The 20,759-nt window shown below is 60.3% G+C and carries 21 protein-coding genes; 12 read left to right on the forward strand and 9 right to left on the reverse strand.

Features of this window, described 5'->3' with window-relative positions; genetic code table 11:
- Window positions 1-13: 13 nt before the first annotated feature.
- Together ACRWA7_RS31035 and ACRWA7_RS31040 are read right to left on the reverse strand one after the other, a co-directional pair.
- Entirely contained in the window at window positions 14-415 is a 402-nt protein-coding gene (locus tag ACRWA7_RS31035; protein WP_438394486.1) for a type II toxin-antitoxin system death-on-curing family toxin, read from the reverse strand.
- A gap of 3 nt (window positions 416-418) precedes the next feature.
- Window positions 419-589, reverse strand: a complete 171-nt coding sequence (locus tag ACRWA7_RS31040) for a hypothetical protein (RefSeq protein ID WP_157766726.1) — start codon at window positions 587-589, stop codon at window positions 419-421.
- A gap of 216 nt (window positions 590-805) precedes the next feature.
- Here ACRWA7_RS31040 and ACRWA7_RS31045 point away from each other — a divergent pair, with 216 nt between their 5' ends.
- From ACRWA7_RS31045 to ACRWA7_RS31055, 3 genes are all read left to right on the forward strand, one after another.
- Complete coding sequence (locus ACRWA7_RS31045) at window positions 806-1,099, forward strand: DUF3761 domain-containing protein (protein ID WP_438394490.1); 294 nt, start codon at window positions 806-808, stop codon at window positions 1,097-1,099.
- A 197-nt stretch (window positions 1,100-1,296) separates the two neighbouring features.
- Window positions 1,297-2,964 carry an energy-dependent translational throttle protein EttA gene (ettA, locus tag ACRWA7_RS31050; protein ID WP_060858901.1) on the forward strand — a complete coding sequence of 556 codons (1,668 nt, stop codon included), beginning with the start codon at window positions 1,297-1,299 and terminating at the stop codon, window positions 2,962-2,964.
- A 72-nt stretch (window positions 2,965-3,036) separates the two neighbouring features.
- A complete protein-coding gene (locus ACRWA7_RS31055) occupies window positions 3,037-4,155 on the forward strand; it encodes a DUF748 domain-containing protein (RefSeq protein WP_438394494.1) in 1,119 nt (372 codons plus the stop codon).
- On the opposite strand, the gene ACRWA7_RS31060 is transcribed toward ACRWA7_RS31055, so the two are convergent.
- Genes ACRWA7_RS31060 through ACRWA7_RS31070 form a run of 3 tightly spaced genes read right to left on the reverse strand, consistent with a single transcriptional unit; the run spans window position 4,156 to window position 6,922 of the window.
- Complete coding sequence (locus ACRWA7_RS31060) at window positions 4,156-4,779, reverse strand: HAD family hydrolase (RefSeq protein WP_438394497.1); 624 nt, start codon at window positions 4,777-4,779, stop codon at window positions 4,156-4,158.
- Window positions 4,780-4,797: 18 nt separating this feature from the next.
- Window positions 4,798-6,618, reverse strand: coding sequence for an aminopeptidase P family protein (locus tag ACRWA7_RS31065; protein ID WP_438394500.1), 1,821 nt, complete (start codon window positions 6,616-6,618; stop codon window positions 4,798-4,800).
- A gap of 40 nt (window positions 6,619-6,658) precedes the next feature.
- The gene (locus tag ACRWA7_RS31070; protein WP_060858905.1) at window positions 6,659-6,922 is read right to left on the reverse strand and encodes a hypothetical protein; all 264 of its coding nucleotides are present in this window, start codon (window positions 6,920-6,922) and stop codon (window positions 6,659-6,661) included.
- A gap of 203 nt (window positions 6,923-7,125) precedes the next feature.
- On the opposite strand from ACRWA7_RS31070, the gene ACRWA7_RS31075 reads away from it, so the two are divergent.
- The 7 genes from ACRWA7_RS31075 to ACRWA7_RS31105 all read left to right on the forward strand — a co-directional run bounded on the left by ACRWA7_RS31075 (window position 7,126) and on the right by ACRWA7_RS31105 (window position 13,224).
- Complete coding sequence (locus ACRWA7_RS31075; RefSeq protein ID WP_060858906.1) at window positions 7,126-7,887, forward strand: response regulator transcription factor; 762 nt, start codon at window positions 7,126-7,128, stop codon at window positions 7,885-7,887.
- A 52-nt stretch (window positions 7,888-7,939) separates the two neighbouring features.
- A complete protein-coding gene (gene hemA, locus ACRWA7_RS31080; protein ID WP_060858907.1) occupies window positions 7,940-9,244 on the forward strand; it encodes a glutamyl-tRNA reductase in 1,305 nt (434 codons plus the stop codon).
- Between the two features lie 100 nt (window positions 9,245-9,344).
- The gene (gene prfA, locus ACRWA7_RS31085; RefSeq protein WP_060858908.1) at window positions 9,345-10,427 is read left to right on the forward strand and encodes a peptide chain release factor 1; all 1,083 of its coding nucleotides are present in this window, start codon (window positions 9,345-9,347) and stop codon (window positions 10,425-10,427) included.
- Entirely contained in the window at window positions 10,424-11,251 is an 828-nt protein-coding gene (gene prmC, locus ACRWA7_RS31090; protein ID WP_438394503.1) for a peptide chain release factor N(5)-glutamine methyltransferase, read from the forward strand. Before prfA ends, prmC begins: the two co-directional genes overlap by 4 nt.
- 154 nt (window positions 11,252-11,405) lie before the next feature.
- Entirely contained in the window at window positions 11,406-11,717 is a 312-nt protein-coding gene (gene grxD / locus ACRWA7_RS31095) for a Grx4 family monothiol glutaredoxin (protein ID WP_060858910.1), read from the forward strand.
- 28 nt (window positions 11,718-11,745) lie between these two features.
- Window positions 11,746-12,342: a UbiX family flavin prenyltransferase gene (locus ACRWA7_RS31100; protein ID WP_438394507.1), complete on the forward strand. Its 597-nt coding sequence runs from the start codon at window positions 11,746-11,748 to the stop codon at window positions 12,340-12,342.
- 96 nt (window positions 12,343-12,438) lie between these two features.
- Window positions 12,439-13,224, forward strand: a complete 786-nt coding sequence (locus tag ACRWA7_RS31105; RefSeq protein ID WP_438394509.1) for a DODA-type extradiol aromatic ring-opening family dioxygenase — start codon at window positions 12,439-12,441, stop codon at window positions 13,222-13,224.
- A gap of 90 nt (window positions 13,225-13,314) precedes the next feature.
- Here the strand turns inward: ACRWA7_RS31105 and ACRWA7_RS31110 are convergent, their stop codons facing one another.
- Complete coding sequence (locus tag ACRWA7_RS31110) at window positions 13,315-14,907, reverse strand: APC family permease (RefSeq protein WP_060858912.1); 1,593 nt, start codon at window positions 14,905-14,907, stop codon at window positions 13,315-13,317.
- Between the two features lie 459 nt (window positions 14,908-15,366).
- Between ACRWA7_RS31110 and ACRWA7_RS31115 the strand changes: the two genes are divergently transcribed.
- Complete coding sequence (locus ACRWA7_RS31115; protein ID WP_060858913.1) at window positions 15,367-15,570, forward strand: cold-shock protein; 204 nt, start codon at window positions 15,367-15,369, stop codon at window positions 15,568-15,570.
- A 137-nt stretch (window positions 15,571-15,707) separates the two neighbouring features.
- Here ACRWA7_RS31115 and ACRWA7_RS31120 read toward each other — a convergent pair whose 3' ends face one another.
- Entirely contained in the window at window positions 15,708-16,958 is a 1,251-nt protein-coding gene (locus ACRWA7_RS31120) for an Hsp70 family protein (protein ID WP_438394513.1), read from the reverse strand.
- Window positions 16,959-17,154: 196 nt separating this feature from the next.
- On the opposite strand from ACRWA7_RS31120, the gene ACRWA7_RS31125 reads away from it, so the two are divergent.
- The gene (locus ACRWA7_RS31125; RefSeq protein WP_060858914.1) at window positions 17,155-18,633 is read left to right on the forward strand and encodes an MFS transporter; all 1,479 of its coding nucleotides are present in this window, start codon (window positions 17,155-17,157) and stop codon (window positions 18,631-18,633) included.
- A gap of 42 nt (window positions 18,634-18,675) precedes the next feature.
- On the opposite strand, the gene ACRWA7_RS31130 is transcribed toward ACRWA7_RS31125, so the two are convergent.
- Together ACRWA7_RS31130 and ACRWA7_RS31135 are read right to left on the reverse strand one after the other, a co-directional pair.
- Window positions 18,676-19,272 (reverse strand): nitroreductase family protein, encoded by a 597-nt coding sequence (locus tag ACRWA7_RS31130; RefSeq protein WP_060858915.1) that lies wholly within the window; start codon window positions 19,270-19,272, stop codon window positions 18,676-18,678.
- Between the two features lie 127 nt (window positions 19,273-19,399).
- On the reverse strand, window positions 19,400-20,683 hold the full coding sequence (locus tag ACRWA7_RS31135; RefSeq protein ID WP_438394516.1) for an MFS transporter: 1,284 nt from the start codon (window positions 20,681-20,683) through the stop codon (window positions 19,400-19,402).
- Window positions 20,684-20,759: the final 76 nt, after the last annotated feature.

A 20,759-nucleotide genomic window follows, 5' to 3' on the forward strand; every position in this document is an offset into this window, starting at 1 on the left:
GTCGCGTGGCCCGTCATTGCTTTAACGTTTCAAGGTCATTGAGGCCGAGAGCAAGGGAGGCCAGTCGATTTGCGAAAGTTGCTGCATCCGTCGCACCCTCGGCAACCGCAACCATTTCGTCTTCCAGGCTCGCGTCGCGGGGCACAGTAATATCTTGAAGCTTTAAGTAAGTTAATGCCGCAACAAGAGCCGTGCGCTTATTTCCGTCGTTAAAGATGTGCCCCCGGGCGATCGCAACCGCATACATAGATGCGATACCAAACACGTCGTTGAGATTGCCGTATGTGGACCAGTTCTCGATTCGAAGGAGTGCGCTTTCAAGGCCCGCGAATCCTGGACCGGCGAAGCCCGGCAAGCCCGGCTCCTCAATCAGGATTTCGTCGTGGATTTGAAGGACAAAGGCGGCATCCAGCATTCATCAGCGCTTTGCCAGCGCCTTGATTACATCACGATGTTCGGAGATAACCGCCCGAGCGGCAGCAACGACGATTTGTCGGTCTGATTCATTTGCCACGCGCACCGGATTTTTGGGTGCGATCATCGGCCGATCCTTTGCGCCGGGCTTGCTTCCCTTTTTGTCGGTGATCATTTCGTCGACTCCTGGAACTGCGCAGTATCTAAAGTAGGTGTATGGATTATACGCGCCTGCCGGACGTGTCAACGGACTGCTTCGGATGCCGAAAGCCCCGTTCCTCAAACGCCGTCCGGAACGATTTAATCACACGTTTAGGAACAATCGGATCGCATGAATCACGAACTGAGAGTAAAAACGGCAAACGTCAAGCGTGTGAGGCAAGCCTAAAACATGAGCAACAACGTCGTCCTTCGCCGTACCGCACCAATCCTTCTCGTTACTCTTTTCATTCTGCATTCCCCCGCCGCTCACGCCTACGCCTACTCCACCCCGAACGAATCCGACCTCGACAACCATCAGAGCTACCGCAACCACGACGGCCAAACCGTCCATTCCCCGGCGCATTCCCGCTCGGGCGCTGCCCCCGACGGCGCCACTGCGCAATGCCGCGATGGCACGTGGAGCTTCAGCCGCCACCGCAGCGGAACGTGCTCGCGTCACGGCGGCGTAGCCGCCTGGCGCTGACTTGGCGCTTCGCGCGCCGACCACGCATATTCATGGAAGTACAATGTCGGCACGTTCCTGCTGCCTTGGAAACACGCATCGTCGCGAACTGAATCGAGGTGCATCGCCGTGGCGATCTGAATGTCAGCCGCCGCCGTCAACCGAAGCGCGCCTCGACAAGCAAAACCCGAAAACCTCAAGACAACCGAAATCCGCAAATGGCCCAATACGTCTTCACCATGAACCGCGTCGGCAAGATCGTGCCGCCGAAACGCCAGATCCTTAAGGACATCTCGCTGTCCTTCTTTCCCGGCGCCAAGATCGGCCTGCTCGGCCTGAACGGCTCAGGCAAGTCGACGCTGATCCGCATCATGGCGGGCGTCGACAAGGAAATCGAAGGCGAAGCCACGCCGATGCCGAACCTGAACATAGGTTATTTGCCTCAGGAGCCGCAACTCGACCCGCAGCAAACCGTGCGCGAAGCGGTTGAAGACGGCCTCGGCGATGTCTTCACCGCGCAGAAAAAGCTCGACGAAATTTACGCCGCCTACGCGGAACCCGACGCCGACTTTGACGCGCTCGCCGCCGAGCAAGCCAAATACGAAGCCATCCTCGCGACCAGCGACGGCGGCACGCCCGAGCAACAGCTAGAAGTTGCCGCCGACGCGTTGCGCCTGCCCGCATGGGACGCAAAGATCGAGCACCTTTCGGGTGGTGAAAAACGCCGCGTCGCGCTCTGCAAGTTGCTGCTGCAAAAGCCCGACATGCTGCTGCTCGACGAACCGACCAACCACCTCGACGCCGAATCGGTGGATTGGCTCGAACAGTTCCTGACGCGCTATCCGGGCACTGTCGTGGCCGTGACGCACGATCGCTATTTCCTCGATAACGCCGCCGAATGGATTCTCGAACTCGACCGCGGCCACGGTATTCCATGGAAAGGCAACTACAGCAGTTGGCTCGACCAGAAACAGGACCGGTTGAAGCAGGAAGAATCGTCGGAATCGGCGCGTCAGAAGGCGCTGAAGAAGGAACTGGAATGGGTGCGCCAGAACCCGAAGGGACGCCAGGCGAAGTCCAAGGCGCGTATCGCGCGGTTCGAGGAACTCAATAGCCAGGAATACCAGAAGCGCAATGAAACACAGGAAATCTTCATCCCGGTCGGCGATCGTCTGGGCAACGAAGTGATCGAGTTCAAGAACGTGAGCAAGGCGTATGGCGACCGTTTGTTGATCGATAACCTCAGCATGAAGATCCCGGCGGGCGCGATTGTCGGAATAATCGGGCCAAATGGCGCAGGAAAGTCCACATTGTTCCGCATGCTGACGGGTAAGGAACAGCCGGATTCGGGCGAGATCGTGACCGGGCCGACCGTGAAGCTGGCCTACGTGGATCAAAGCCGCGACGCGCTCAATGGCAACAAGACCGTGTTCGAAGAGATTTCGGGCGGCGCGGATGTGCTGACCGTTGGCAAGTATGAAACGCCGTCGCGGGCGTATATCGGCCGGTTCAATTTCAAGGGCGGCGACCAGCAGAAGACGGTCGGCGCACTGTCGGGCGGCGAGCGCGGCCGGCTGCATCTGGCGAAAACGCTGATTGAAGGCGGCAACGTGCTGCTGCTGGACGAACCGTCGAACGATCTCGACGTCGAAACGCTGCGCGCGCTGGAAGACGCGTTGCTGGAATTCGCGGGATCCGTGCTGGTGATCTCGCACGATCGGTGGTTCCTTGACCGTATCGCGACGCACATCATCGCGTTCGAAGGGGATTCGCAAGTGACGTTCTTCGATGGCAACTACCAGGAGTACGAAGCCGACAAGCGCAATCGTCTCGGCGACGAAGCTGCAAAGCCGAAACGCCTGCGCTACAAGCCGATCGTCCGCTAACGCGCGGCGTTTATAACAACCAGCAACGCATCGGCTCGCCGCCCGCGCGCGGCTTGATTTGGAGAGATCGGCATGGCGGGTTCGAAGGCGCAGCGCCTGATGCTGTGGGCGGGCGCGGTGGTCGTGGTGCTGTTACTCGCTGCGGGCGGCGGCTGGTTGTATGTCATGCACGAGATGAAGGCCCGCGTAATCGAGGCGCTCGGGCCGCTCGGATCAGTGGAGGACGTGGATGCCGGGTACGCGCGGATCACGCTGAGCCGCGTTCGCATGCGCGGTCCGCAGGGCTGGCCCGCTGACGACGCATTGCGCGCCGAGCGCGTGACGCTCAACATCGACATGCGCTCCGTGTTGACCAGCACGCTGCATCTGCGCAACATCACGGTGGACGGTTTTTATCTCTCGGTAGCGCGTTTCGCCGATGGCCGCGTCGATTTGCTGCCGAATCTCAAGCAGTCGACGCGCGAGGCGCAAGCCAGCTCAACCGAAGCCGCCAGGCATGCACGCGAAGAGCGGCTGATCGATCATGTCACGTTCGAGCGCGGCGCCATGGAATTCTTCGATGAATCCGTGCAGAAGCCGCCCTATCGAATTCTGATTTCGAATGCGCACGCGACCGTGGACGACCTGCATCTTCCGGCGCTGACCAACCCGACCAAACTCGACATGACCGGCTCGATCAAAGGGCCGTCGCATACGGGCACGGTTGCGTTCAATGGCTGGATGAAGATCGCGAGCAAGGATTCGCAGACGCACACCACGCTGCGCAACGTCGATATCGCCACGCTCGATCCTTATCTGCTCAAGAAAGTGGGCGCGCGCAGCACCGTCACGGGCGGCACGATCGACCTGACGCTCGACGCCACCGTGCAGAACTACACAATCCACGCGCCCGGATCGGTGGTGCTGAATCACTTGCAGCTATCGGAAAATGGCAACCCGCTCGACACGTTCCTTTCCATTCCGACCAAAGTTGCGATAGCCGCGTTGAAAAACCACGATCAGATCAAGCTGGATTTCGAACTCGATGGCAACCTGCGCGATCCTAAGTTTTCGCTCAACGAAAGCCTGACGAAGAAACTTGCCGTAGGGTTCGCGAAAGCGCTTGGCGTAAACGCGGAAGGCGCCGCCAGGAACGCCAGCGGCGTGGTCAAAAGCATTGGCGACGCGCTGAAAAACCTGTTCTCAAAATAATCAGACCGGCAAGCCGAGCGCCCTCAAACGCGCTTCGGTCTGCTCTGCGTTCGTGTGATGCACGGCGTTCCAGCCGAGCGCGGTCGCGGCGGCGATGTTCCTGGCGTTATCGTCGATGAAAACAACTTCCTGCGGCGCAATGCCCGGAAAATGCCGGTCGATTTCCTTCCACATCAACGCGAAAATCGCCGGATCGGGCTTGGCAACCAGCACGCGCCCCGACACCACCACTTCGCGAAAACGCTGCAATACCGGAAAACGCTCCCACGCCCACGGGAAGGTTTCCGCCGACCAGTTGGTCAGCCCGAATAGCGGAATATCTGCGGCTTCGAGCTTGTCGACCAGCGCGACGCCGTCTTCGAGCACGCCCGCCACCATCTCCTGCCAGCGCTCGTAAAACGCGCGGATCAAGGCTTCATGCTCGGGAAATCTGGCGATCAGTTCGGCGTTGCCGTCGGCAATGGTCTGCCCCGCGTCCTGCTGCAACACCCAGTCCATATGAACCACGTTGTCCATGAACCAGCGCCGCTCGGTCGCGTCTGGAATCAGGCGGCTATAAACATACTCAGGATTCCAGTCGATCAGCACGCCGCCGAAATCGAATACCACTGCCTTGATCGCCATGCGTTTTGTGCTCCGTTTTCAGATTGGCTGCGTGCGTTTTTCGAGCCACGTTTTCGCCGCGCCCGACACATGCGGCGAGACGCGTTCGAGCACCATCGCGTGATAGTCGTTGAGCCACGCGCGTTCGTCGTCGCGCAGCAGGGCGAGGTCGATGCAGCGTGTATCGATAGGACAGAGCGTCAGCGTTTCGAACTTGAGGAAATCGCCAAATTCGGTCTTGCCGGCGGCCTCGTTCATCACCAGGTTCTCAATGCGAATGCCCCATTTGCCCGGTCGGTAAAGCCCCGGCTCAATCGACGTAATCATGCCTTCTTCCATGGCCGTGTAAGGCTCGGCGGGCGCGTAGTGCGAAATGACCTGCGGACCTTCGTGCACGTTCAGAAAGTAGCCCACGCCGTGCCCCGTTCCATGTCCGTAGTCCGCGCCCGCTTCCCAAATGGGCGCGCGGGCGATGGCGTCGAGCATCGGCGAACGGATGCCGCGCGGGAAACGCGCGCGCGATAGCGCAATCGTGCCCTTCAGCACGACCGTGAAATCGCGTTTGTGCTCGGCGGTGATCGTGCCGATTGGCACCACGCGCGTGATATCCGTCGTGCCGCTCAGGTACTGTCCGCCCGAATCGATGAGCAACAAACCGTTGCCTTCGATCACCGAATGCGAGTCGGCCGTGGCGCGGTAATGCGGCATCGCGCCGTTTGCATTGAACCCGGCGATGGTCGCAAAACTCAGCGTGACGAAACCCGGCCGGCGAGCACGCGCCGCCGTCAGTTTTTCATCGATGGTCAATTCCGTGATCGTCTCGCGCCCGAGCGCGTCCTCGAACCACGCGAAGAATTCAGCGAGCGCCGCGCCGTCCTGCTCCATGGTGGCGCGAATGTTGGCGGCATCGGCGGGCGTTTTGCGCGACTTCGCGAACGTCGACGGATTCACCGTTTCCACGATTTTTACTTTCGCCGGCACCTTTTCCAAAGAACCGAACGTGACGCGGCGCGGATCGACGAGCAGCGCGGAACCGGCGGGCAACGCGGCGAGCGCATAACCGGCTTTGACGTACGGCTCGACATATACGCCGTCTTTCAGGAGCGACGCTTTCAACTCGGCGGAGATTTTTCCATCGCCGACGAACAACGCGGCGTTCTCCAATCCGATCAACGCATGCGCGAGGAACACGGGGTTGTAGTTGACATCGGCGCCGCGCAGGTTGAAGAGCCACGCGAGGTCATCGAGCGTGGAGATGAAATGCCATTGAGCGCCTTTTTCGCGCATCACGCGGCGAACGTCGGCCAATTTGTCCATGCGCGCGACGCTCGACTGAGGCGCGACATGCTCATAAACACTATCCGATGGCAAACCCGGCCGCTCCGGCCAGACGGCGTCGAGCAGATCGAGATCCGTGCGCAGCACGATCCCGCGCGCGGTCAGCGCATCTTTCAGCGTGCGCGCCGCCGCAACGCCGAGCACCGTGCCATCTACAGCAACCGTCTCACCCGCTGCGACATTTTCGGCGAGCCAGTCCACATAAGGCGCCGATTGCTGGCCGGCCGTCATCTTCACGAGCGCGATGCCTGTCCCGGCAAGTTGCGCCTCGGCTTGCGTCCAGTAGCGGCTGTCGGCCCAGACGCCGGCGAAATCGCGCGTCGCGACCAATGTTCCCGCCGATCCTGTGAATCCCGAAAGCCACTGTCTTGCCTGCCAGCGCTCGGGCAAGTATTCCGAAATATGCGGATCCGACGATGGCACCAGCACGGCAGCCAGCGCCTCGCGCGCCATGACGCCGCGCAGCAGTTCGATTCGCTGCGCAAAGGTCTGTGCATCGGGGGAATTCAGTCGATCGTTCATGGAATTTCACCTGCAGAATGAGTTACTTGGCGGCTTGTACCTAGCGGCGCGCGGTCAGGCAGACAGCGCCGGTTACCGCCGCGAGCGCAACCAGCGTGCACGTCAGCCACTCGAGAGAATCTCCGTCGTGAAAAGCGCCGGCAAGGTTGCCCAACATTTTCGCGATGATCGCTCCGAGAACGGCTGCGGCCACGGCTAACCAGAACCGGGCGGCGCGTTTCGCGCCCGAACGTCGCAGGGGATTCAGCCACCAACCGGCCACGCCGATCACAAATCCGAGAAAAACGATGCCAGGCCAACCCATCAGCGATCGGTTCCGGCCGAATTCAGACTAAACCTATGTGTCGAATCGGATGGGTGAACTAGCATTTTCGATCCCGTACTAATAGAAGGTCTGGAAGGCGCTCGCAGCGCAGCGGTTGAGTTTAGGGGGCTGGAATGGCGATGGCAAGCGCATGCCGCGCCAGCCTCCGCACCCACTCGGCGCACGCGGCAGCGTAAGAAATCATGCGAATCGCCATCATCGACGCGGACGTCCAGCACGCCGCACTCATCCGCCGGACTCTCGTCCTGGACGGCCATTTCTGCCATTTCTTCCCGACTCCGCCGGCGCTGCTCGACCGTATGCGGCACGACACGTTCGACCTGCTGATCGCCGCCAATGAAACGCGCGACATGATCGGCGCCGAAATCATCGAGCGCGTCCGGCATCTGGCGCCTCAGCTTCCCATCGTCTTGCTGGCCGCGAGCCAGAACGAAGCCGACGTGGTCGCGTGCCTGAAAGCGGGCGCCGACGACTGCGTCTCCAAGCCCGTTCGCGTCGATGAACTCGCCGCCCGCGTGGAAGTGCTGGCACGGCGCAGCATGGTGCGCACGCCCGCAGCGGAGCATTTCGGGGACTATCGATTCAATTCGTCCGAACTCAGCGTCAGCTTTGCGGACCAGCGTGTTTTGCTCACGCCGAAGGAATTCCGCTTCGCGCGGCTGTTGTTCACCAATTTGTCGCGCGCCGTGTCGCGGGCGCACATCATGGAAGTGGTGTGGCCGCGTGGCAGCGACATGGCGTCGCGCACCCTCGATACCCACGCGTCGCGCCTGCGCTCGAAATTGCATTTGCGGCCGGAAACCGGATACCGGCTGACGCCGCTCTATGGCTACGGTTATCAACTGGACCGCATCGAGGCCAGCGAGATGCCCGGCGGCATGCCTGGCATGGGTTTCGCCGGTGGTCAGCAGGGAGGAACTGAAGGATTTCGCGAAAGGCTATAATATCGGGCTAATTCTTAGGCATTTTTAAAGGCCATCAGCTCAGGCCCACAACATGCAGCTCCTCGCGATCGGAATCAACCACCACACTGCGCCTGTCGCCCTGCGCGAACGCGTGGCGTTTCCGCTCGAACAAATCAAGCCGGCCTTGGGCGCGCTGAAGGATCTGTGGCTCGGGTCGATGGGTCGCGGCGCACCGGAAGCCGCAATCCTCTCCACGTGCAACCGCACGGAGCTTTATTGCGCAACCGGCGAAAAAGCCGCGCGGGATGCCGCCGTCCACTGGCTCTCGAAGTATCACAATCTTCCGGTCTCCGAACTCGCGCCGCACGTCTACGCGCTGCCGCAGTCCGAAGCGGTGCGGCACGCGTTCAGGGTGGCATCGGGGCTTGATTCCATGGTGCTTGGCGAGACGCAGATTGTCGGGCAAATGAAAGATGCGGTGCGTACAGCAGCCGAAGCCGGCGCAATGGGCACGTATCTCAACCAGTTGTTCCAGCGCACCTTTGCGGTCGCCAAGGAAGTCCGCACGACGACCGAAATCGGCGCGCAGTCAGTTTCCATGGCGGCCGCTGCCGTGCGTCTTGCACAGCGCATCTTCGAGAACATTTCCGGCCAGCGCGTGTTGTTCATTGGCGCAGGCGAAATGATCGAGTTGTGCGCAACGCATTTCGCCGCGCAAAAGCCGCGTGAACTCGTCGTGGCGAACCGCACGGCCGAGCGCGGCGAGAAGCTCGCGGATCGCTTCAACGGCCGGTCCATTCCCCTTTCCGAATTGCCCGCGCGCATGCACGAGTTCGACATCATTGTGTCGTGCACGGCTTCCACGCTGCCAATCATCGGGCTGGGCGCAGTCGAGCGGGCCGTGAAAGCGCGCCGCCACAGGCCAATTTTCATGGTCGATCTCGCCGTGCCGCGCGACATTGAACCGGAAGCGGGCGAGTTGCAGGACGTGTTCCTCTATACCGTCGACGACCTTGGCGCGATCGTGCGTGAAGGCAGCGCGTCGCGGCAGGCGGCGGTGGCGCAGGCGGAATCGATTATCGACACGCGGGTGCAGAACTTCATGCAATGGCTCGATGCACGCAGCATCGTGCCGGTGATCCGTCACATGCACACGCAAGCCGACGCCTTGCGCCGCGCCGAAGTCGAGCGCGCGCGCAAGATGCTCGCGCGCGGCGAAGATCCGGCGGCGGTGCTCGAAGCGCTGTCGCAGTCGCTCACCAACAAGCTGATCCATGGCCCCACGCACGCGCTCAGCCGTGCCAGCCATGAGAATCGCGACCAGCTCATCGAATTGATGGGCGGACTGTACAAGCACGGCCATCCGGCGGGATCGAACGATCCTTCGGAAAATTAGCGCCCCTCGCCGCTGCGCCCGCCGTCTCTTTTTCAGCAGCGCCGTTTTCCGGCCGCTTTCCTGATACGCAGTCTTCTCCGGAGCCTTGCTCCAGCACCCCATGAAAACGAGCATGCAAAGCAAGCTCGACCAGCTCACCACCCGGCTGGCCGAACTCAATGACCTGATGAGCCGTGAAGACGTGACCGCCGATATGGATCAGTATCGGAAGATCACGAGGGAACACGCCGAAATCGGACCCGTGGTCGAGCAATACGCGCTCTGGCGTCAGGCCGCCAACGACGAAGCCACCGCGCAGGAACTGCTCGCCGACCCCTCCATGCGCGACTTCGCCGAAGAGGAAATCGGCGAGACACGCGAGCGGATGGTAACGATCGAGCGCGACCTGCAAGCCATGTTGCTGCCGAAAGATCCGAACGATGACCGCAATATCTTCATCGAAATCCGTGCGGGCACGGGCGGCGACGAATCCGCGCTGTTCGCGGGCGACCTGCTGCGCATGTATCTCCGGTACGCCGAGCGCAATCGATGGACGGTCGAGATGATGTCGGAAAGCGTCTCGGATCTCGGCGGGTACAAGGAAGTGATCGTGCGGATCGCGGGCCTCAACGTGTATTCGAAGCTTAAGTTCGAGTCGGGCGGCCATCGCGTGCAGCGGGTTCCGGCGACCGAAACGCAAGGGCGCATTCATACGTCGGCGTGCACCGTCGCCGTGATGCCGGAAGCCGATGAAATCGGCGAAGTGGTGATCAATCCGGCGGATTTGCGTATCGACACCTTCCGGGCGTCCGGCGCGGGCGGCCAGCACATCAACAAGACCGATTCGGCTGTGCGCGTGACGCACTTGCCGACCGGCATTGTCGTGGAATGCCAGGATGACCGCTCGCAGCACAAGAACAAGGATCGCGCGCTGAAGGTGCTCGCCGCGCGGATCATGGACAAGCAGTATCACGAGCAGCACGCGAAGGAAGCCGCGACGCGCAAGAGTTTGATCGGATCGGGCGACCGGTCGGAACGGATTCGCACGTACAACTTTCCGCAAGGGCGCATGACGGATCATCGGATCAACCTGACGCTCTACAAGCTCGACGCAATCATGGACGGCGATATAGACGAACTCGTGGCCGCGCTCGTCAGCGAGCATCAGGCGGAGTTGCTGGCCGCGCTGGGCGATTCGGAATGACGACGGCCGCGGAGTTGCTGCGTTCGTCGACGTTGCCGCCGCTTGAAACGCGAATCCTGCTTGAGCACGTGCTCGGCTGGCGACGCACGGAATTGATCACGCGCGATGCCGAAGAACTGGACGCGCAAAGCGTCGGGCGCTTTGAAGCGCTTGCGCAACGGCGCATGAACGGTGAGCCGGTCGCGCAGCTTGTCGGGACACGGGAATTTTTCGGACTGCCATTCGATGTCACCCCCGACGTGCTGATCCCGCGCCCGGAAACCGAGTTGCTGGTTGAGATTGCCTTGGCGAAGATCGCCGGAATCGATGCCCCTCGCGTACTCGATCTCGGCACGGGCAGCGGCGCAATCGCCGTGGCAATCGCATGTTCCCGGCGCGATGCTCAGGTCTGGGCCGTCGATCAATCGGCGAAAGCGCTAGAGGTCGCGGCCCGAAATGCGGCGAAACTGCTCGGCGGCGACCAGCCTGTCAACTTGCTCCAGAGCAACTGGGCCGAGGCGCTGGACCCGGCGCTGCGTTTTGACGCGATTGTGAGCAATCCGCCGTATATCGCGCAACACGATCCGCATCTTTCAGAAGGCGACTTGCGTTTCGAGCCGCGCGCCGCCCTCACCGACGAAGCCGACGGACTCAGCGCAATCCGCACGATCATCCAGAGCGCGCCGTTTTTCCTCGCGACAAATGGCGTGCTCTGGCTGGAACACGGCTATGACCAGGCTGCCGAAGTGCGTGCGCTGCTGACGGCGCGCGGCTTTTCCGACGTACGCTCGGAGCGCGATCTTGCCGGAATCGAACGCGCCAGCGGCGGCGTTTTCGCCGCGTAAACCGTACGCGCATCACCGAGGGCGCGTCCAAGCTGCACCGATTGAAATCCGCTATCATTTCAGACACGTTGGCGTGCGAAATATCGCCTGTTAAAGCGTCCCGCACCGCCCAGCCCCAAATCAACCCGCATTACAACGCATCGCAGGAAAGACCATGGATACGCAAGAACGCATCAAGCAAATCGTCGACGCAGCGCCGGTCGTGCTGTTCATGAAAGGCACAGCGCAATTCCCGATGTGCGGTTTCTCCGGCCGCGCCATCCAGGTCCTCAAGGCTTGCGGCGTCACCGATATCAAGACGGTCAACGTGCTCGAAGACGAAGGCGTCCGCCAGGGCATCAAGGAATTCTCGAACTGGCCGACCATTCCGCAGCTCTACGTGAAGGGCGAGTTCATCGGCGGCTCGGACATCATGATGGAAATGTACGAATCGGGCGAATTGCAGCAACTGTTTGCCGCTGCCTGAGCCTGCCTCCATCTTGCCGGACAGCTCTTTGTCCGCCGCGCACACGCCGCGGCGGCTGATCGTCGCGATCACCGGAGCGACCGGCTCCATTTACGGCGTCCGGTTGCTCGAAACGCTGCGCCGGCTGGGCGGCGTGGAAACGCATCTGCTGGTTTCGAGCGCGGGCTGGCTGAATATCCAGCACGAAGTGGATCTCGATAAATCCGCCATCCATGCGCTTGCGGACGTCGTGCATAACGTCCGCGATGCCGGCGCGAGCATTGCATCCGGGTCGTTCGCAACGGATGGTATGGTCGTCGCGCCCTGCTCCATGAAAACGCTGGCGAGCATTGCGCTCGGGCTATCGGACAATCTGATTAGCCGTGCCGCCGACGTCGCGCTGAAAGAACGCCGCCGGCTGGTTTTGATGGTGCGCGAAACGCCGTTCAATCTTGCCCATTTGCGCAATATGACATCCGTGACCGAAATGGGCGGCGTGATCTTTCCACCGCTGCCGGCGTTTTATCATCGGCCGGCTTCTATTGATGAAATGGTCAATCAGACAGTGGATCGCATTATCGATATGTTTGCAATCGGGCCGCCGGTCGCAGTGGCGTGGCCGGGATTGCATAACGCTGGACATTAGCAACAACCGCGACACAATTCATTGCCGCTGCGGCCGTTTATCAACTGGCTGCTGGATCTTATATTGGTTGCAATGACCTTTTAGAGGCTTGTTGCCATGTCCCGCCTTCCGACTGTTTTCATTTCCCACGGCGCTCCGACGCTGCCCATCGATCCATCGATGCCGTCCGCCGAGTTTGCTTCGTTCGCAACCCGGTTTGAGCGGCCGCGTTCTATCCTCATGCTCTCCGCCCACTGGGGCACGGCTCAGCCGGTGGCGAGCATCGCCGAGCAACCCGAGACCATTCACGACTTTTATGGTTTTCCACGCGCGCTGTACGAAATCCATTACCGCGCGCCGGGTGCGCCGCAGCTTGGAAAGCAAGCCGCGTCGCTGTTGACGCAAGCGGGCATTCCGTCGGCGGTGACCGATCATGGACTGGATCACGGTGCGTGGGTTCCGCTGCTGCTCATGTATCCCGACGCTGCAATTCCCGTCGCGCAACTATCGATACAGCCGCGCCTCGACCCGGCCCACCACTATCGCGTGGGTCAAGCGCTGCGGGCATTGCGCGACGATGGCGTCATGATCGTGGGCTCGGGCCAGATCACCCATAACCTGCGCACGGCGGATTTCGGCGCGCGGCCTGAGGACGGTGACCCGCGCGTTACCGAATTCACTGACTGGTTCGAAGAGCGGATGACGCAACGGGATATCGGCGCGTTGCTCGACTATCGGCGTCAGGCGCCGCATGCCGTGCTGATGCATCCGACCGACGAACATCTGCTGCCGATCTTTGGAGCCTTGGGTGCTGCCGGCGACGATTTCGATCTGGATATTCAGTCTCTTGGCACTTTTCAGAAAACGTTGGCAATGACGAATTACGTTTTCAGCGACGCCTGATTTGCACAGGACGCGTTAGCTTGTCGCAAAAACAAAAAACCCGCCTGAAATCCAGGCGGGTTTTATTTTCAGACTTTCAGTTCGCTAATTTCAGGCGCCGACTTCGTTCCGGATATCGTCGTGACTTTCGCGCTCTTCAAGATATTGCGTCCGATAACCGGTATGTACGCCCCAGTAATAAAACAGGAGCGCCAAAATCGCCACCAGCGCCATGTCCCAGCCATACGGCAATAATCCGCGGCCGCCAAACTCCTTGCTGCCAATGAGCGACAAAACCGCCATGGACGGCAAATAGGCCACCAGCCACCACGCCGCTTTCAGGTCATTTCCCCAGGAATCGAAACCGGTTTTCGACTGGTAATAAAAATAAACCGGCAACGCGACGATCATCAACAAGATGATTTCACCCGTCAAAGGCCATTTGGCCCAATACAGCACCTCGGATGCACAGACGAACGCGAACGGCGCAATGATGCTCATGCCGGGAATCATCAACGGCCGATGCAGGTCCGTCGCCGCCCGGCGCAGCGCCATCAGGCTCACCGGGCCGGTCAGGTAGGAAATCACCGTGGCGACCGAGATCACGGCCGCCAGCGAACTCCAGCCACGGAAGAAGAACATGAAGATGAATGCAACGATCAGGTTGAAGAACATGGCTGGACGCGGAACGCCGTAAAGCGGATGTACGCTGCCCAGAATCTTCGGCAGCGTATTGTTGCGCTCCATTGCGTAGATCATGCGGGAGGTGGTCGCCATGTACGTGGTACCCGTGCCGCTGGGACTCACGAACGCATCGACGTAAAGCAGGAATGCGAGCCAGTTGAGATTGAGCGCCAATGCAAGCTCGGCAAATGGCGACGCAAAATTAAAATGGCTCCAGCCCTTCATGACATCGCCCGGGCTGACCGCGCCAATATATGCGACTTGCAGCAGCACATAAATAACCAGTGCGAGCAAGATAGAACCAATCACCGCGAACGGAATACTCTTCGACGGGTTCCTTGCCTCGCCTGCCAGATTAACCGGACTTTGAAAACCATTGAAACTGAATACAATGCCGCTGGTCGCAACCGCGGTTAAAACCGCTGACCATCCATATGGCGCAAAACTCGATGTGGTGCCGAAATTCTCCGCATGAAAGCCCGTCAGCATCAATCCCAGAATTGTCGCGCCGGGAATGATGAACTTGAAGACGGTAATCGCCGAGTTGGCGCGGGCGAATAATTTGACGCCCCAATAATTCAGAAGGAAATAAACAATCACCAGCAAAGCAGATAAACCCAGTCCTAAGGGCGTAAGAGATTCATCGACATAAAGCGCATGCGCCCAGCCATAAGGCCATGTGCTCATGTATTGAATCGATGCCTCCGCTTCAATGGGAATGACTGAGACAATCGCGATCCAGTTGGCCCATGCGCTCACAAATCCGACTAACGCGCCATGCGAATAGCGTGCATATCGGACCATTCCGCCAGATTCCGGGAACATCGCGCCAAGCTCTGCGTAAGTCAGCGCAATGGCAAGTATCACGAGCGCGCCAATAACCCACGCCACAATCGCAGCCGGTCCGGCGATCTTGGCGGCTTTCCACGCACCGAATAACCAGCCGGAGCCGATGATGGAACCAAGACCCGTCAGCAGCAACGCTACCGGTCCGATGTTCCGTTGAATAGAACTTTTCACTCCATCTCCTTGAGTCAGCTAACTTCCAGTCGTCCAGTGCAAGGGAAATTGAGCTTATGTGATCTCGTCAGTTCAATCGCATCCCCGCACCAGCGTGGCGCGTAGTTTAACGGCTGTAGAAGCAATCTGTTGTATGAGGTTTGCGATGGCATGTGAAACGTGTCGGGGTCGACAAACATGCCGATACGAAAGACTTGTAAGAAGACAATTTGATGTCGGGAAAACGGCGTTCCCCATTAGACCGACAGATGTCTCAAAAAACCCCAAATTCCGCTCGGCTATTATTTGACCTTGAGTTTGATTCGCCGTATAAACCTTCTTGCAGGATTTCAAGCGGCGAGTGAATTGGTCTTTCGTAGTTCGCCCATTACGGTACTCCGGTTGGTCCCATTGCCCCTTCCTTGATTTTCATGCACATTCTGGCTTCGGCCTTATTCAACATCTTTAGGAACAAGTAACATGGAAACCGGTACCGTCAAGTGGTTCAATGACGCAAAGGGCTTTGGCTTCATCACGCCGGACGGCGGTGGCGAAGATCTGTTCGCTCATTTCTCTGAAATTCGCACGGAAGGCTTCAAGACGCTTCAGGAAAATCAGAAGGTCACGTTTGAAGTGAAGACGGGCCCGAAGGGTAAACAAGCTGCAAATATCAAACCGGCCTGAGTTTCAGTTGGTTTGATCAGGTAATAGAAAACCCCCGCAATTGCGGGGTTTTTTCTTTCTAATCCGTGACTTTATCCTCGCTTATTGAGATTTTACTTTAAATTGTTTCAGATTTTGGATATAGAAAATAATACCGATCAACCGAATAACTTGCGCGCATAAATACCGAGTCCAGTCGCCACACTTGCCAACCGGTCGCCGAATACCGCTTCTGCTTGCGGAAATGCGCTGGAAATAGACTGCGAGAGAAAGCTCAGTCCAGTTGAGCCGCCCGTAAAGTAGACAGCGCTGACATCGGCTGGCGCAATGCCGGCACGACGCACGGTTTCCTCGGCGGCCTGCGCAATCCGTCGCGTCTCCTCCAGACCTGCGTCGACGAGTTGCTGCGCGGTAAAACCAATACGCAGCGCCTCTTCCACTTCCTCCATGCCGATCGTCGTCTCGCCACCGGCAGCCACATCGATCTTCGCGGCTTCCGCATGAGAGGCGAGCGCGTGGCCCAGACGCCGGTCAACGACGCGCATCAACCGGTCGTGGTGGCGTTGATCGCTGTAGAGATGGCGCATGAGCTGGAGTTCGCCTACGCGCTTGGGCGCGTAGACGGTGTTGATCAGATGCCACGTGGCGAGATCGAAATAGACGCGGTTCGGCACTTCGCGGCCTTCCGGCGCTATCGATTGATAGCCAAGTTCGCGCAAGACCGTCGCGAGTTCGACGCGCCGGTCGAAGTCCGTGCCGGCTACGTGGACGCCATAGTGGGCCAGCACGTCGTCTTTACGCGACAATTTTTCGGCCCGCTCCGGCCCGACGCGCACGAGCGAAAAATCGGACGTACCGCCGCCAATATCCGCGACGAGAACCAGCGCTTCTTTTGTGAGGCTGGCTTCGTAGTCGAAGGCCGCGGCGATCGGCTCGTACTGGAAGTGGATGTCCGTGAGGCCAATGGCTTCTGCCGCGGCCTGCAACTGGTCTTGCGCCAGTTGGTCGGCGCGCGGGTCGTCATCGACGAAAAACACCGGGCGCCCCAGCACGGCGCGTGTGATCGGCCCGCTCGCAACGGCCTGCGCCTTTTGCTTCAGATGCTGGAGGAACAGCGTGATGACGTCGACGTAGCGGATGGCGGAACCGTCCCCCAGGTCCGTGCTGGTCTCGGCGAGCGGCGAACCGAGAATACTTTTCATGGACCGCATCAGACGGCCGTCGAAACCGTCGATGTACGCCTCGAGCGCCGCGCGCCCGTAGGCCTGCTCGTTCTCGTCAGTGTTGAAAAAGACAGCGGTGGGCAGCGTCGTGGCGTTGCCTTCGACCGGAGCAAGCCGGATCGACGCCCCGTCGGGCAATGCGACCGCTGAGTTCGACGTGCCGAAATCGATCGCGCAATAAGTCATGAGGTGAGCCACGCCAGCGTGAACCGCGCCGGGCATCGCAAACAAAAAGTGGAGCGCGTTTTTAGCACGTAACGCGCCGCACTTCAACCAGCAATCAAAAACATCGGCGACGGTACGCTTTTTGCTCGAAAAGCCGGTAATTAGTGCTCTACCGGCTTGCATCCCGCCGGTTTTTCCCACGTTCCCGGCGAACTGCATGAACGACACCACAACGGCACCTGACATTCATCGAGACGACCAGACGGCGGGCAAGATTATCGAAACGGATCTTCCCGGGCGGCTCGACAGGCTGCCGTGGGGACGCTTTCATACGCTGATTGTGGCGGCGCTCGGCATTACTTGGCTGCTTGACGGGCTTGAAGTCACGCTCGCCGGCGCGGTGGCGAGCGCGCTCAAGTCGAGCCACGTGCTGCAGTTTTCAAATGCCGATGTCGGCATTGCCGGCAGCGCGTACATTGCCGGCGCGGTGGCCGGGGCGCTCGGGTTCGGCTGGCTGACGGACCGGCTCGGACGCCGCAAACTCTTTTTCATCACGCTGTTCTTGTACGTGGCGGCCACGGCCGCGACCGCGTTTTCGTGGGATCTCGTCAGTTTCGTGCTGTTCCGTTTCCTGACAGGTGCCGGAATCGGCGGCGAATACACCGCCATCAATTCCACGATCCAGGAATTCACGCCCGCCCGCGTGCGCGGCTGGACCGATCTGGCGATCAACGGCACGTTCTGGGTCGGCGCGGGCCTGGGCGCCGCCGGGTCGATCGTGTTGCTCGATCCGGGGCTGCTGCCGCCCGATTATGGCTGGCGCGCGTGCTTTTTGATCGGCGCGATTCTGGGGCTGATGATTCTTTTCATGCGCATGTGGGTGCCCGAAAGCCCGCGCTGGCTGATTACCCATAATCGCGTGGATGAGGCGCGGGACATCGTGGAAGGCATCGAGGGGAAATTCCGCGAGCATGGCGTGACGCTCCGCTCCGACCCCATCAAGCCGTTGCGTCTGCACGCGCGCGATCACACCAAACTTAGCGAGGTATTCCATTCGCTGTTTCATGCCCACCGGCGCCGCTCGCTGGTCGGATTGACGCTAATGACCGCGCAGGCGTTTTTCTACAACGCGATCTTCTTCACCTACGCGCTCGTGCTGACGGATTTCTATCACGTGCCCGGCGATCACATCGGCTGGTACGTATTGCCCTTCGCGGCGGGCAATTTCCTCGGGCCGCTCGTGCTCGGCCGGCTCTTCGACGTACTCGGCCGGCGCAAGATGATCGCCTTCACCTACGGCATATCCGGCGTGTTGCTGACCATCAGCGGCTATCTGTTCGAGCAAGGTTTGCTGACAAGCACCACGCAAACAATTTCATGGATGGTGATCTTCTTTTTTGCGTCATCGGCGGCGAGTTCGGCGTATCTCACCGTCAGCGAAACGTTCCCGCTCGAAATCCGGGCGCTTGCCATCGCAATTTTTTATGCGTTTGGGACGGCGCTGGGCGGCATTGTGGGGCCCGCGCTGTTCGGACGGCTCATTGATACTCATCAACGCGGCGCCGTGTTCACGGGCTATCTGATCGGTTCTGCGCTGATGGTGCTGGCGGCAGTCGTGGCGGGAGTCTGGGGTGTATCGGCCGAGCGCAAGTCGCTTGAGGACGTGGCGCGGCCGCTGTCGTCGGCGGAAGATTGATGTGTCCCCGGCCGACCAGCGCCGGGAGACACGCCGCAACGCTTATTTGAACGCCTTGCCCCAGGCGCCATCGAACGCTATTTCTCCGAGCGCCACGCGCGCCCGCGGCGCGAGTTCACGTTCGCGCAATGCGTCGTCGAGCGTGGCTGGATCGCCGGGATGGCCGACGGCGATCATCGCGATGACTTCCACGTCGTCCGGCGGCGAAAAAGTCTCGCGGAACGCGGTGGTATCGAAGCCGCTCATCTGATGGGCCACCAGACCCAGCGAATGCGCCTGCAATGTCAGCGACAACGCGCCTGCGCCCGCGTCGTAAGGCGCCGTGCGGTTCACTTCGCCCTTTGGCGTCAAGGTCTTCGCCAGCACGCAAACCAGAACCGGCACGTTGGCGTTCCAGCCTTGGTTGAACGGGACGAGCGTCGCGAACGCCTTGTCGAATGCGGCTTTGTCGTGGCTGCGATCGAACACCAGGAAGCGCCACGGTTGCATGTTGTACGAAGACGGCGCCCATCGCGCCGCTTCCAGTACGCTATGCAACTGTTCACGGCTCACGGCCTTGTTCGATATCGCCCGGGGGCTCCATCGGCCGGCCAGCAACGGGTCAATAGCAACTTCAGTAGGCGCGAGTTTCTCTGTCATACGAAATCCTGGTCGAGTTGGCGAAGATTGGGATGCGCGGCGCGTGTGCGTTGTGCCGCGAGAACCATAGGATAACCAAGCCCGCCAACCCGTGCTGCAGCACGGAATTCGCCGCCATTTCGAACCGTTACGTCGCGACCGCCTGCACACGCCGCGACGCCCTGTTGATCCGCAACACCATCACGGCCGCGACAATGCACAAGCTGCCCGAGATCATGGTGGCCACCGTGTAGGTGCCGAGACTCGCGCGCAGCATTCCGCCGCCGAGCGCCGCGAACGCCGCGCCAAGCTGATGCGCCGCTACCACCCAGCCAAACACGATAGGCGCCGATTCCTTGCCGTAGACATCGGTGGCGAGCTTGACTGTCGGCGGGACTGTGGCGACCCAGTCGAGTCCGTAGAACACGGCGAACACCGGCAAGCCGTAAAAATCGATACCGAACGCCTGCGGCAAGAACATCAGCGACAACCCGCGCAAGCCGTAGTACCAGAAAAGCAGCACGCGGGCGTTGAAGCGGTCGGATAGCCAACCGGAAAGTGTCGTGCCGAAAAGATCGAAGATGCCCATGGCCGCGAGAAGCCCCGCGCCCTGCACTTCGCTCATGCCGTGATCGGCGCACATTGCGATCAGATGCGTGCCTATATACCCATTCGTGCTCGCCCCGCAGATGAAAAAACTTCCGGCCAGCAACCAGAAGTCGCGTGTTTTGCTCGCCATGCCGAGCGTTCCGAACGCGAGTGTGATCGGATTCTTTTGTGCGACAGGAATCGGCGGCGGCGCATCGGCAGGTTCGCCGAACGGACGCAGCACGAGATCCGACGGGCGTTCTGGCAGCAGCCAAGCGACCAGCGGCAACGCGATTGCGGCAGCGGCGGCAACGACAAGCACCACCGGGCGCCAGCCAAAATGCTCGGCAATCGCCGCGAGCACCGGCAGGAACACGAGCTGGCCGGTCGCCGAACTCGCGGTGAGAATGCCCATCGCGAGGCCGCGATGGGTCGTGAACCAGCGATTGACCACCGTTGCCGCCAGCGTCATGGCCGCAACGCCCGTGGCGCCGCCAACCAGCACGCCCCAGATGAGCACCATCTGCCAGGGAGCTGTCATCAGGGACGACAATGCCACGCCTGTTGCCAGTGTTGCGAGCGCGGCCAGCACGGTCGGGCGCACGCCGAAACGCTGCATGGCGGCGGCGGCGAAAGGTCCGGTCAGCCCGTACAGCGCCAGATTGATCGATATCGCCAGCGAAATCGTGGCGCGGCTCCAGCCGAATTGCTGCTCGAGCGGCAACATCATGACGCTTGGCGTTGCGCGCGTGCCCGCGGCGGCGAGCAGCACCAAAAACACCACGCCCACCGATATCCACGCGTAATGCATGCGACCCGAAAGCCGCCGTGCTGCCCAATTCATGTTCGCTCCGATTTTTTGTGGTTTTCTGCGCAACCGACGGCGTTCACACACCCATAACGTTACCGTTCAGTCACAT

This window comes from Caballeronia sp. DA-9, assembly GCF_051615025.1.
GTDB lineage: Bacteria > Pseudomonadota > Gammaproteobacteria > Burkholderiales > Burkholderiaceae > Caballeronia > Caballeronia sordidicola.